Here is a 12059-nt window from a genome sequence, read left to right as displayed (position 1 = left end):
CGCCGGGGCCAACGCCGACCCCACCCAGGTGCTGCCGAGCGGCTCCGGACCGGCCGGGGGCGCCGATCCGACGCGCGCCATGCCGCCCGTACCGCCCGGTGGGCCCGGCCAGGACGATCCGCACCCCTGGCAGAACCAGCTGCGCGCGGCCCGCGACCGCAATGAGCAGACCCAGGTCCAGTACCTGGACCCGAGCGAGGACCCGCTGCGCCGCCGCCCCCACCGCCCCGCGCCGCAGCAGCAGTACCAGCAGCAGCAATACCAGCAGCCGCAGCAGTACCAGCAGCCCCAGCAGCCGCCCCAGCGCCAGCGGGGCCGCCAGCAGCCGCCGCCGTACGCCCAGCAGCCGCAGCAGTACGCCCCGGCGCCGCACCACCCCCAGCAGCCCCAGCCGCAGCGCTACGCCCCGCCGCCGCAGCAGCCGGAGCCGCGCCGCGAGCCCCGGCAGCGGAGCTCCAACCCCAACCGGATGAAGATCCCGGGCCTGGGGTGCCTCAAGGGCTGTCTGTTCGTGATCGTGGTCCTGATCATCGGCTCCTGGCTGGTCTGGGAGCTGAGCCCGCTCAAGGACTGGATCGCCGACGGCAAGGGCTACTGGGACGCGGTCTCGGGCTGGGCCAAGGACATCGGCAAGTGGATCGAGGACCTCGGCGGCCCCAGCAGCTGATCCGCCCCCGGCCCTGTTCGGTCCCGGGTCCCGGGCCCGTCTCCGGTTCCGGGTCCCGGGCCCGTCTCCGGGCCCCTTCCCGTCTCCGGACCCCTTCCCGACTCCGTACCTCCGCCTCCGTACCTCCCACTCCGGTGATTTGTCGACATCCGAAGGGTGTTTTCCGCCGCAGAAGTGACAGTTGGCGTTGTCTGGTGCACCCAACGCGCCAGTAGCCGCGTAGCTTTGTCGCCAACGTGCCCCCCTTGTTCGTGAGGATTCGGAGCAGTCTTGTCACGGAAGATCGGCAGTCGGTACACCGCGCATCAGCTCCTGGGGCGCGGCAGCGCCGGCGCGGTGTGGCTGGGCGACGGGCCCGAGGGACCCGTCGCCATCAAGCTCCTGCGTGAGGACCTCTCCTCCGACCAGGAGCTCGTGGAGCGCTTCGTCCAGGAGCGCACCGCACTGCTCGGCCTCGACCACCCCCGGGTGGTCGGAGTGCGCGACCTGGTGGTCGACGGCAATGACCTCGCGCTGGTCATGGACCTGATCCGCGGTACGGATCTGCGCACCCGCCTCGACCGCGAGCGCAGGCTCGCCCCCGAGGCCGCCGTGGCGATCGCGGCGGACGTCGCCGACGCGCTGGCCGCCGCGCACGCCGCCGGGGTCGTCCACCGCGACGTCAAGCCGGAGAACGTGCTGCTGGACATGCGGGGCCCGCTCGGCCCCGGCGGTGCGCACCCCGCCCTGCTCACCGACTTCGGCATCGCCCGGCTGGTCGACGAGCCGACCCCGATCCGTGCCCAGCCGGCCCGCGACCGGGCGTCCTCCCAGGGCCGTTCGCCGAACCCGCGCAGTGTGATCGGCACCCCGGACTATCTCGCCCCCGAGATCGTCGAGGGGCTGCCGCCCCGGGCCAGTGTGGATGTGTACGCCCTGGCGACGGTCCTGTACGAGATGCTGGCCGGCTTCACGCCCTTCGGCGGCGGCCATCCGGGCGCGATCCTGCGCCGCCATGTGACCGAGACCGTGGCGCCGCTGCCCGGGATCCCCGACGAGCTGTGGCAGCTGCTCCTCCAGTGCCTGGCCAAGGCGCCCGCCTCCCGGCTGCGCGCCTCCGAGCTGGCCGCCCGGCTGCGCGAGCTGCTGCCCAGCCTGGCCGGATATCCGCCGCTGGACATCGACGAGCCCGATGAGCAGGAGGGCGGCGAGCGGGAGGGCGCGGAGGCCGAGACCCCGCACCGCGGCGTCTCCGTCCCCACCTCCGGGCCCGCGCCGCATACGCCCCCGCGGCGGCGCGGCGCGGTGCCGCTGGTCCCCGGCGCCGTGCCGGACTCCAGCCGCGAGACCCACACCAGCATGCGGGTGCCCAGCGCGGACGAACTCGCGGGCGGCGCCCACGGCACCGCGCGCGCCCCGCGGGTACACGGCCAGCGCCGGGCGGGCTCGGCCCGCAACCCCGCGGTCGCGGGCGCGCTGCGCCGCCGCCGGCTGAAGGTGGCCGCGGTCACCCTGGCCGCGCTGGTCGCGGTGGGGCTCGGCGGATGGCTGGCGGCGAGCGGCGACGACGGCGGCGATCCGCCCAAGGGCGGCGAGCACTCCGCCTCCCAGGACCCCGGTACGCCATGACCGGGGACGGTCAGTCTTCCGTAGCGGTTACGCTGGTCCCGTGGCAGTCGTCGATGTATCCGAAGAGCTGAAGTCCCTCTCCTCGACCATGGGGTCGATCGAGGCCGTCCTGGACCTCGACAAGATGAGGGCCGACATCGCCGTGCTCGAGGAGCAGGCGGCGGCCCCGTCCCTGTGGGACGACCCGGAGAACGCGCAGAAGGTCACCAGCAAGCTCTCCTATCTCCAGGGGCAGCTCCGGCGGGCCGAGGAGCTGCGCGGCCGGATCGACGATCTCGAGGTGCTGTTCGAGCTGGCCGCCGACGAGGGCGACGAGGACGCGCGCGTCGAGGCCGAGGCCGAGCTGCAGGCCGTCCGCAAGGCGGTCGACGAGATGGAGGTGCGCACCCTCCTGTCCGGCGAGTACGACTCCCGTGAGGCGGTCGTCAACATCCGCGCCGAGGCGGGCGGGGTGGACGCCGCCGACTTCGCCGAGCAGCTTCAGCGGATGTATCTGCGCTGGGCCGAGCGCCACGGCTACAAGACCGAGATCTACGAGACGTCGTACGCGGAGGAGGCCGGCATCAAGTCGACCACCTTCGCCGTGCAGATCCCGTACGCGTACGGGACGCTCTCGGTCGAGCAGGGCACCCACCGCCTGGTGCGGATCTCGCCGTTCGACAACCAGGGCCGCCGCCAGACCTCCTTCGCGGGCGTCGAGGTGCTGCCGGTCGTCGAGCAGACCGACCACATCGAGATCGACGAGTCCGAGCTGCGGGTGGATGTCTATCGCTCCTCGGGCCCCGGCGGCCAGGGCGTCAACACCACCGACTCCGCGGTGCGGTTGACCCACATCCCCACCGGCATCGTCGTCTCGTGTCAGAACGAGCGCTCGCAGATCCAGAACAAGGCCACCGCGATGAACGTCCTCCAGGCCAAGCTGCTCGAGCGGCGTCGCCAGGAGGAGCAGGCCAAGATGGACGCGCTCAAGGGCGACGGCGGCAATTCCTGGGGCAACCAGATGCGTTCGTACGTCCTGCACCCGTACCAGATGGTCAAGGACCTGCGCACCGAATTCGAGGTCGGCAATCCGCAGGCCGTGCTCGACGGTGAGCTGGACGGTTTCCTGGAGGCCGGAATCCGCTGGCGCAAGCAGCAGGAGCAGGGGAAGTAACCTTCCCGCTCGCCCCAACGGGCCGCGTCCGCCGCGTTTTTGGTCACAGTCCTGTACCCATGCATGCGGCAAGCACTTCCATAGCGGACATCTCGCATGCAATGGCCTTGACGGTGGTTTGAAAACTGGGAAGGCTGACGCGCGGCATGCGTATGACTGGGGCGCGTGTTGCACGGGGGCCGGCGGACCGCCTCAGAGGGATAGGGGTCCGCGGAGACTGAGACCCCCGAGCCGTTGCCCCGTGCATAGCTGCTCCATTGACGAGTACAGCTACTGGGGGTAGCAGGCAGATGACGAAGAAGACGCGGCTGCGCGTGGCGCGAATAGCGGCCGGTGCGGTGATCGCCGCCGGCGCGTCGCTCACCGCCGCCGGCGCCGCATCGGCCGTTGGTGTTGATGTCGGTATCGGTGGCGTGAACGTCTCCGCGAACGCGGACGAGAAGGGCCTGGACGTCGGCGTCGGCATCGGCAAGGACGACCCGACCAAGGACCCGACCCAGCCGCCGACCGGCGACCCGACGTCGATCCCGACCGAACCGACTAAGCCGCCGACCGGTGAGCCCACCAAGCCGCCGACTGGCGAGCCCACCAAGCCGCCGACTGGTGAGCCCACCAAGCCGCCGACCGGTGAGCCCACCAAGCCGCCGACCAGCGAGCCGACCGGCGAGCCCACCGACGGCCCGACCGCTCAGCCGAGCACGCCCGGCCAGGGTGGCACCGGCGGCGGTGGCGACGACAGCACCTGCACGGTGGACCTCGACAGCACCAACTGCGACGACAACACCGGCACCGACAATGTCGGCTCCAAGCCGGTGGAGCAGGGCAAGGCCAAGGAGCAGCTGGCCGAGACCGGTGCCTCCGAGACCACGTTCCTGCTGGTCGGCGCCGCGACGATGATCGCCGGTGGTATCGGCTTCCGCTTTGTGCCGCGTCTGGTGAACCGCAACAACGTGGCCTGATCGCGCGCGCCTCACGCACGGTAAGGGGCCCGGAGCGCTGCAGCGCTCCGGGCCCCTTGTGCGTTTATCGGGCCCCTGGTGCGTTCAGGGGCGCCATATCCGGCGTATCGCCTCGTAACGCTCCGTTACGCCGTCGCCATCTCATGCGCGAGCACGGCCACCGCGATGAGCGCCACCAGCAGCGCTATCAGCGCGGCCGGGGTCAGCCCGCCGAACATGCCCTCCTGCTGGAGGCGCTCCCTGCTGGCCCGGCAGACCGGGCAGCGGCCCTCGCTGACGGGGCTCGCGCAGTTGGCGCAGACGAGCCTGTCGTACGTCATGCGCTTTCTCCTCCCGCGCGGCGGTGCCGCAGTAGACACGGGGCCAACGCTCAGGGAAATGGGTTGGTTCCCCTTCCACTGTGCCAGCTTCCGTCCGGTTCGGCGCGCCCCGCACGATTCCGTGCCGCATCCGTACCGGTTTCGTGGCCGTTTCGGCCGCCATGACAGGCGGCTTGTCAACCGTTTGACCCCAATAGTGCAGTGAAGAAACCCACCCACGCCGGACGGCGGACTGCGCGCCCATGCGCGCTTCGCGTATGGTCACGCTCACCGACGGGAGCCGCTTCGGCAGCCCGTACCGCTACCCAGGTCACCGTGGTGCTCCAGTGATCCGATTCGACAACGTATCCAAGACCTACCCCAAGCAGAACCGTCCCGCACTTCGGGATGTCTCGCTCGAGATCGAGAAGGGCGAGTTCGTCTTCCTGGTGGGCTCCTCGGGGTCGGGAAAATCCACTTTCCTCCGGCTGCTGCTCCGTGAGGAGCGCGCCAGCCATGGCGCGGTCCATGTGCTGGGCAAGGATCTCGCGCGGCTGTCCAACTGGAAGGTGCCGCAGATGCGCCGCCAGTTGGGGACCGTCTTCCAGGATTTCCGGCTGCTCCCCAACAAGACGGTCGGGGAGAATGTCGCCTTCGCGCTCGAGGTGATCGGCAAGCCGCGCGGCGCCATTCGGAAAACCGTTCCCGAGGTGCTCGATCTCGTGGGGCTGGGCGGTAAAGACGACCGTATGCCCGGCGAGCTCTCCGGTGGTGAACAGCAGCGGGTGGCCATCGCCCGCGCGTTCGTCAACCGTCCGATGCTGCTGATCGCCGACGAGCCGACGGGAAACCTGGACCCCCAGACCTCCGTCGGCATCATGAAGCTGCTGGACCGGATCAACCGGACCGGCACCACGGTCGTCATGGCCACGCACGACCAGCAGATCGTGGACCAGATGCGCAAGCGCGTGATCGAACTTGAGAAGGGCCGCCTCGTCCGCGACCAGTCCCGCGGCGTCTACGGCTACCAGCACTGAAAGGACGCCATGCGCGCCCAGTTCGTCCTGTCGGAGATCGGCGTCGGTCTCCGCCGCAATCTCACGATGACCTTCGCGGTCATCGTCTCCGTGGCCCTCTCGCTCGCCCTGTTCGGCGGGTCCCTGCTCATGCGCGAGCAGGTGAGCACGATGAAGGGCTACTGGTACGACAAGGTCAACGTCTCGATCTTCCTCTGCAACAAGAACGACAAGGAGACCTCGGCCAACTGCGCCAAGGGCGCGGTCACCGAGGCGCAGAAGCAGGAGATCGAGTCCGAGCTCAAGCAGATGAACATCGTCGAGTCGGTGCACTTCGAGACCAGTGAGGAGGCGTACAAGCACTACAAGGAGCAGTTCGGCGACTCGCCGCTGGCCGACTCCCTGACCCCGGACCAGATGCAGGAGTCCTTCCGTATCAAGCTGAAGGACCCCGAGCGCTATGACGTCATCTCCACGGCCTTCGCCGCCCGGCCCGGGGTGCAGGAGGTCCAGGACCAAAAAGCCCTGGTCGACGACTTGTTCAACCTGCTCAACGGCATGAACTTCGCGGCGCTCGGCGTGATGACGCTGATGCTGATCGTCGCGCTGATGCTGATCGTCAACACGGTGCGGGTGTCGGCGTTCAGCCGCCGCCGGGAGACCGGGATCATGCGCTTGGTCGGCGCGTCCAGCTTCTACATCCAGATGCCGTTCATCATGGAGGCCGCCATCGCGGGGCTGCTGGGCGCGGGCTTCGCCTGTGTACTGCTGGTGAGCGGGCAGTACTTCCTGGTCAACAACTGGCTGGTGGACAAGATCGATGTGATCAACTTCATCGGCTGGGACGCGGTGCTGGCGAAGCTGCCACTGGTGCTCGCGATTGGCCTGCTCATGCCCGCTCTCGCGGCGTTCTTCGCGCTCCGCAAGTACCTCAAGGTGTGACATTCGCCTAGGGCGCCGTACCGGACAACCCCCGGTACGGCGCCTGTTGGTGCCCTACACTCACCGGCATGTCGGGCCCGTGTTTGTTCGTCCATCCCCGCCGCATTCGCCACGGGGCCGCCCTGACATTGGTCTTCGCCAGCGTGCTCGCCACCGGGGCGGCCGTCGGTTCCTGGGGCGCCGAGACCGGATCGCGCCGGGACCCCCAAGCCGCCCGGATACCGGCCCGCGCCTACGTCGCCGCGGTCGAGAGCGACCAGGTCAAGGCGGCCGCCGCCGCGGCCCAGGAGGACGGGAAGTCCGGTTCCAAGGCCGCCCGTGAGGTGGTGAGCCGCAGCGGAGACCGGTGGGGCGCGGTCTACAGCGCCCGTGAGTACGAGGGCTACCGCCAGACCCTCGACGGCGCCTACGTCGGCGTCGGGATCTCCGCCCGCCGGGACGCCCAGGGGCGGATCGCGGTGGAGCGCGTCGAGCCCGGCAGCCCCGCCCAGAAGGCCGGGGTCCGGGCCGGTGACCGGCTGCGCACGGTCGACCACAAGACCGTGACCGGGCGGCCCGTCACCGAGGTCGTGGCCCTGCTGCGTGGCCCCGCCGACGGCTCCCCGGGCACCCGGGTGGAGCTCGGGCTGCGGCGCGGCGGCCACGATTGGACGCAGGAGCTCCGCCGGGCCCGGCTGACCACGGACCCGGTGACCGTCGACCGGCTCAGCGGCTACGACGACCACAGACCCGGCGCTGTCCGGATCAAGGTCGACTCGTTCACCAAGGGCACCGGAGAGCGGATCCGGCGTGCGGTGCGCTCCGTCCCCCGGGGCGACGGCATACTGCTCGATCTGCGGGGCAACTCCGGCGGGCTGGTCTCCGAGGCCGTCACCGCCGCCTCCTCCTTCCTCGACGGTGGCCTGGTCGCCACCTATGACGTCCGCGGTGACCAGCGAGTTCTCGACGCGCGATCGGGCGGCGACACCGACACCCCACTGGTGGTGCTGGTCGACGGCGGCACCATGAGCGCCGCCGAGCTGCTCACCGGCGCCCTCCAGGACCGCGGCCGCGCCGTGGTCGTGGGCTCCCGGACCTTCGGCAAGGGATCGGTCCAGATGCCGAGCGAACTCCCCGACGGCTCGGTCGCCGAGCTGACCGTCGGCCACTACCGGACCCCGGCCGGGCGTAACGTCGACGGCGAGGGCATCGACCCGGACCTGACGGTCAAGGGCGACGACGGCCCGTCCGCGGAGGCGCGGGCGCGCACGGTATTGAGTGGCCTCGGGGGCGGGTCCTAGTGCGAGAATGGCCTGACCATGGCTAAAGAGACGGGTCGCAAGCTGATCGCGCAGAACAAGAAGGCGCGGCACGACTATCACATCCTGGACACCTACGAGTGCGGTCTGGTGCTGACCGGGACCGAGGTGAAGTCGCTGCGCCAGGGACGGGCCTCGCTCGCGGACGGCTTCGCCCAGGTGGACGGCGGCGAGGCATGGCTGCACAACGTGCACATCCCCGAGTACAGCCAGGGCACCTGGACCAACCACTCGGCACGCCGCCGGCGGAAGCTGCTGCTGCACCGGGCGGAGATCGACAAGCTGATCGGCAAAACCCAGGAGACCGGCCACACCCTGGTGCCGCTGGCCCTGTACTTCAAGGACGGCCGGGCCAAGGTCGAGGTCGCGCTGGCCAAGGGCAAGAAGGAGTACGACAAGCGCCAGACCCTGCGGGAGAAGCAGGACCGCCGCGAGGCCGAGCGGGCGATGTCGGCGGTGCGCCGTCGCCAGCGAGCCTGACCAGCCGGAAGGCACGCCCCGGGCGACGCTCCGGGCGGCGCTCCGGGCGGCGGGAATGATGTGGCCCCGTCGCGCGTTGTTCACCTATGATGGCGCTGTGCCCCTCCGAGGGCGCTGCACCACCTTTGAAAACACCACATGGGGATGATCGGTTTCGACAGCGGCTGTCGAAGCAGGGGAAGCGAGCCGAGGAAGCGGCAATGATCTCGTAAACCATATGTCGCAACCAATAATCGCCAACACCAAGCGCGATTCCTTCGCCCTCGCTGCCTAAGTAGCGACTTGCGAAGTGTCAGCCCGGGGCTGTTCCCGACCCGGATCCTGGCATCGACTAGGGAACTAAACCGCTAGACCCGGTCACGGGGTGTAGCGGGAAATCAAACAGTGACTGAGCCCGTCGGAGACTTGTCCGCGTGATCTCCGGGGCCGAGAAAAGCACAGCGGACTGCGCTCGGAGAAGCCCTGATTCCGCACCGTTGGACGCGGGTTCGATTCCCGCCATCTCCACTCATCCCATGTACGACGAAGGGCCCCGCCACCAGGCGGGGCCCTTCGTCGCGTTTCGGTGCTCATCGGTGCTCAGACAAGCCGGTGTTCCCAGCGCAGCGCGGGGCTGTCGCCGATCCAGTACCTGTGCGAGCGGGGGGTGACGCGGAGCCGCACGGTGCTGATGTCGAGGACATTCGGCGTCCTGCCAGGCGATGAGCGTCCGCTCGATGTCGTCCCACAGTGCCACCGGACCGCCTTGCCGGACCGTCCGGCCGGAGCCGTTCCCGGTGAACGCGGCGAAGGATTCGCGGTCGGCATCGAAGACGTAGAGCTGTCGGCGGCCATCGCTCCGGGTAGCGCGTACGAGCTGGGCGCCGGGCGCGGCGAGCTGGGCGAGAAAGGCGGGCATCCACTCCTCCAGCAGCGTCGGCGGCACCTTCGCTTCGCGCTCGCTGTCGGCGTAGGCGGCGCGCGCCGAGAGGTCCCCGACGAGCGGTACGGGGGCCTGGGAGCGGGCCTGCATGAACGACGACTCCCCGATGATCCGCCCCTCGGCCGTGCTGTCGTCGTTCACGGTGACCTTGGCGAGGCCGGTGCCGTATGCCCAGGAACCGGGGGCGAGGGTGGTGAGGATGATGCCGCCCGGCTTGGTCTGGCGTACCCAGGTGTGGGGGACGCGGCGTACCGCGCAGGTGGCGATCACCCGGTCGTAAGGGGCACGGCGGGGGTGGCCGAGGAGCCCGTCACCGGTCATGGTCCATGTGGAGTATCCAGCGGCCTCCAGGGCGGCGTCCGCACGGGCGGCCACGCCCGGGTCCACCTCGATCGTGGTGACATTGTCCTCTCCGAGCCGGTGGCACATCAGGGCGGCGGAGTAGCCGGTACCGGTGCCGATCTCCAACGCGGTGTGACCGTCCTCGACGTCCAGGGCCTCGAGCATGCCGACGACCGTCACGGGGGTGGTGGAGGATGACGTGGGCACGCCGGGAACGGGTCCGGTCGTCCGGTCGGCGGTGAGGTGGCCGTCCAGTTGGGTCACCAGGGACTCGTCGCGGTAGGCGATCTTCGCCCATCCTCCGGGGCTGGTGACGGGCACCCAGCGCCCGCCGTCGGTGGGCAGAAACACGCCTGGCCGGAGGAACAGCTCACGGGGTACGGCTTCGACCGCCGCGCGCCACTTCGGATGGGTGAGGACTCCTGCCTCCTGGAGCCGGTCGGCGAGGGCGCGCCGCTCCGGTGCGGTGTCGGGTGTCATCGGAAGGTGTCTCCTTGCGCGAGTAGGTCGGCGAAGGCGGCGGCCATCGGCAGGCCGGTCTTCTCCTCCAGCCACCCCCATTGGCCGTTCGGGTTCAGCTCCAGCCAGTGGGGTTCGCCATCGCGGTCGAGGGCGAGGTCGAAGCTCCCGGAATGGAGGCCGAAGTGGTCGAGACAGGCGAGGAGGGCCCTTTCCAGCCGATCCGGCAGGTCTGCCACACGGTACGAGAGGACGGAGTAGTCCATGCGCCAGTCCAGCAGGCCGGAGTCGATGCGGACGGCGAACGGCTGCCGGCCGACGACCAGCACCCGGAGGTCGGCCACCTTGTCCACACGGGCCTGGAACTGGTGCGGCGCCGCCCTTACGGTGTCGTCCACCTCGTCGGCGGTGACGGGCTCAGCCCAGCTCGTCAGGCCGACGCCGTCTCGCTCGTACGGGGTCCATCGCAGCGTCTTGGTGATCACCTGCCCGTGCGCGGTGATGAACCGGCGTGCCTCGTCGGGGTCGTTGGTCACCAGCGTCGCGGGCACGGTGAGGCCGAGGCGTGCGGCTGTGGCGAGTTGGGTGGGTTTGTGATCGGCCGCCGCGTTGCGGAGGGGATGGTTGACCCAGAGGGGGCCGTCGAGGGCGTGGAGGACGCCCGCGATCCCGTGACGGACCTGCGCGGCGGCATAGCGCGCGTCGTCCGCGTCCAGGTGCTCGAAGGCGGGCCAGACGGGGCGGCGCCAGTACACCGCCCGTACGTGTTCCAGGTCGGCGGTCCTCGACGGGGTACGGAGCCGCCCGGCCACCGAACCGCGCCGAGATCGTCAGCTCCCCGGCCGGGAGATCCGCAGGATTGAAGCGGACCACGGGAACGGCGCGCTCGTTGAGGCGGGTGATCACCATGTCGGCGGTGATGTCGAGCGGTTCGGTGACCACCAGGACCGGTCTCGTGTCGGCCATCGGCGCTGTCAGTCCTGCTGGGAGTCCTGGTCGGAGCCCGCGTCGTTGCGCGAGTCCAGGTTCGTCACGGTCGATGTCGAGGTGGCCGAGCTCGTGCCGTGCCTGCCCATCTCGACCACCAGGCCGTCACGGTCGCGGAACACTCCGGTCTGGGTGTCCGGGTCGATGGCGACGGTGGTGAACGGGATCTCCGTCGTAGTGGGGTAGGGGCCGAGTCGGCGCAGGCCCCAGGGGCGGATTTCCCCGGGCTGGCTGGGGGCGGTGTACGTGGTCACGGCTTCTCCATTCGGATAGGTGGATGCGGTGTGTCCGCACTCTTCGCTCACGGGTGAGGGGCGGGCGCCCGCCGCCGGTCGCGCGTCACGGCAGGTGCCCTGGGTTGGCGCACTCGGCCCAGACGCCTTTGCCCCACGGCTTGGGGTCGATGCCCCACCGGCAGGAGACGGCGTCCACTACGGCCATGCCGCGCCCGGACTCGGCCGTTTCGGCCGCCTGGACGACGCGAGGGACGGCGCGGGACCGGTCGAACGTCGAGATGCGTACCAGGTGATCGCTGGGGCGTTCGACCTTGAGGCGGAAGCAGCCGCGCTGCTCGGGATCGGGGATGCAGCGAATGGCGTGCCGGATCGCGTTGGTGGCCAGCTCCGAGGCGATCAAGCGGGCGTCGTCCACCAGGACCTCCAGCCCCCAGGCGCGCAGGGTCGCGGCGACAGACAGGCGCGCGATGCCCACAGACTCCTCCGCGCACGGGAGCGACTGGGGTGTAGGTCGGATGGCCTGTGCCGGTGGGCGTGAGCGGTGAGGGCTTGTTGATCATCATCGTGGTCATCTCGTCGGCCTTCTGGTGAGTGAGCCAGGCAGCGTGGAGACCCGGGGGAACGGGGACTGCCGCATGCTGCCGGGCGTGACATCACCATCGCGGCCCACCGCCTCGTGCGGGAGCGTGCG

10 protein-coding genes, 1 other RNA gene and 3 pseudogenes are annotated in these 12059 nt (G+C 70.1%); 9 read left to right on the top strand and 5 right to left on the bottom strand.

All coding sequences use genetic code 11. From position 1 onward, the window contains the following. The 4 genes and pseudogenes from GWI24_RS30560 to GWI24_RS30545 form a co-directional block, all read left to right on the top strand. Nucleotides 1-667: pseudogene (locus GWI24_RS30560) on the top strand (serine/threonine protein kinase); the annotation flags it as partial. 270 nt (nucleotides 668-937) lie between these two features. Continuing rightward, nucleotides 938-2275, top strand: a complete 1338-nt coding sequence (locus GWI24_RS30555; RefSeq protein WP_210949117.1) for a serine/threonine-protein kinase — start codon at nucleotides 938-940, stop codon at nucleotides 2273-2275. Nucleotides 2276-2315: 40 nt separating this feature from the next. Beyond that, complete coding sequence (prfB, locus tag GWI24_RS30550) at nucleotides 2316-3428, top strand: peptide chain release factor 2 (RefSeq protein ID WP_210949116.1); 1113 nt, start codon at nucleotides 2316-2318, stop codon at nucleotides 3426-3428. A 290-nt stretch (nucleotides 3429-3718) separates the two neighbouring features. After that, the gene (locus tag GWI24_RS30545; RefSeq protein ID WP_210949115.1) at nucleotides 3719-4387 is read left to right on the top strand and encodes a PT domain-containing protein; all 669 of its coding nucleotides are present in this window, start codon (nucleotides 3719-3721) and stop codon (nucleotides 4385-4387) included. A gap of 125 nt (nucleotides 4388-4512) precedes the next feature. On the opposite strand, the gene GWI24_RS30540 is transcribed toward GWI24_RS30545, so the two are convergent. After that, complete coding sequence (locus GWI24_RS30540) at nucleotides 4513-4707, bottom strand: hypothetical protein (RefSeq protein WP_020870883.1); 195 nt, start codon at nucleotides 4705-4707, stop codon at nucleotides 4513-4515. Nucleotides 4708-5033: 326 nt separating this feature from the next. Here GWI24_RS30540 and ftsE point away from each other — a divergent pair, with 326 nt between their 5' ends. The 5 genes from ftsE (at nucleotide 5034) to ssrA (ending at nucleotide 8932) form a co-directional block, all read left to right on the top strand. Then, nucleotides 5034-5723, top strand: a complete 690-nt coding sequence (gene ftsE, locus GWI24_RS30535) for a cell division ATP-binding protein FtsE (protein WP_069863504.1) — start codon at nucleotides 5034-5036, stop codon at nucleotides 5721-5723. A gap of 9 nt (nucleotides 5724-5732) precedes the next feature. After that, nucleotides 5733-6644: a permease-like cell division protein FtsX gene (ftsX, locus tag GWI24_RS30530; RefSeq protein WP_020870885.1), complete on the top strand. Its 912-nt coding sequence runs from the start codon at nucleotides 5733-5735 to the stop codon at nucleotides 6642-6644. Between the two features lie 68 nt (nucleotides 6645-6712). Then, the gene (locus GWI24_RS30525; RefSeq protein ID WP_210949114.1) at nucleotides 6713-7924 is read left to right on the top strand and encodes a S41 family peptidase; all 1212 of its coding nucleotides are present in this window, start codon (nucleotides 6713-6715) and stop codon (nucleotides 7922-7924) included. An 18-nt stretch (nucleotides 7925-7942) separates the two neighbouring features. Next, nucleotides 7943-8422 carry an SsrA-binding protein SmpB gene (gene smpB, locus GWI24_RS30520; RefSeq protein WP_210949113.1) on the top strand — a complete coding sequence of 160 codons (480 nt, stop codon included), beginning with the start codon at nucleotides 7943-7945 and terminating at the stop codon, nucleotides 8420-8422. A 140-nt stretch (nucleotides 8423-8562) separates the two neighbouring features. Beyond that, nucleotides 8563-8932, top strand: a transfer-messenger RNA (tmRNA) gene (gene ssrA, locus GWI24_RS30515). Nucleotides 8933-9001: 69 nt separating this feature from the next. On the opposite strand, the pseudogene tgmC reads toward ssrA, so the two are convergent. The 4 genes and pseudogenes from tgmC to GWI24_RS30495 all read right to left on the bottom strand — a co-directional run bounded on the left by tgmC (nucleotide 9002) and on the right by GWI24_RS30495 (nucleotide 11843). After that, nucleotides 9002-10166, bottom strand: a pseudogene (gene tgmC, locus GWI24_RS30510) (ATP-grasp peptide maturase system methyltransferase). Further along, nucleotides 10163-11111 (bottom strand): annotated as a pseudogene (gene tgmB / locus GWI24_RS30505) (ATP-grasp ribosomal peptide maturase). The pseudogenes tgmC and tgmB overlap by 4 nt, the downstream one beginning before the upstream one ends. Nucleotides 11112-11119: 8 nt before the next feature. Beyond that, on the bottom strand, nucleotides 11120-11386 hold the full coding sequence (tgmA, locus tag GWI24_RS30500) for a putative ATP-grasp-modified RiPP (protein WP_210949112.1): 267 nt from the start codon (nucleotides 11384-11386) through the stop codon (nucleotides 11120-11122). 85 nt (nucleotides 11387-11471) lie between these two features. Then, on the bottom strand, nucleotides 11472-11843 hold the full coding sequence (locus GWI24_RS30495) for an ATP-binding protein (protein WP_210949111.1): 372 nt from the start codon (nucleotides 11841-11843) through the stop codon (nucleotides 11472-11474). Nucleotides 11844-12059 lie beyond the last annotated feature (216 nt).

Source organism: Streptomyces sp. MK37H (assembly GCF_018035285.1).
Lineage (GTDB): Bacteria > Actinomycetota > Actinomycetes > Streptomycetales > Streptomycetaceae > Streptomyces > Streptomyces endocoffeicus.
This window is presented reverse-complemented; position numbering and strand designations above follow the sequence as displayed.

Excerpts from the sequence above, each read along its gene's own strand:
- ftsX (WP_020870885.1), top strand. The coding sequence starts at position 5,733 with ATGCGCGCCCAGTTCGTCCTGTCGGAGATCGGCGTCGGTCTCCGCCGC.
- GWI24_RS30545 (WP_210949115.1), top strand. The coding sequence starts at position 3,719 with ATGACGAAGAAGACGCGGCTGCGCGTGGCGCGAATAGCGGCCGGTGCG.
- smpB (WP_210949113.1), top strand. The coding sequence starts at position 7,943 with ATGGCTAAAGAGACGGGTCGCAAGCTGATCGCGCAGAACAAGAAGGCG.
- GWI24_RS30540 (WP_020870883.1), bottom strand. The coding sequence starts at position 4,707 with ATGACGTACGACAGGCTCGTCTGCGCCAACTGCGCGAGCCCCGTCAGC.
- GWI24_RS30525 (WP_210949114.1), top strand. The coding sequence starts at position 6,713 with ATGTCGGGCCCGTGTTTGTTCGTCCATCCCCGCCGCATTCGCCACGGG.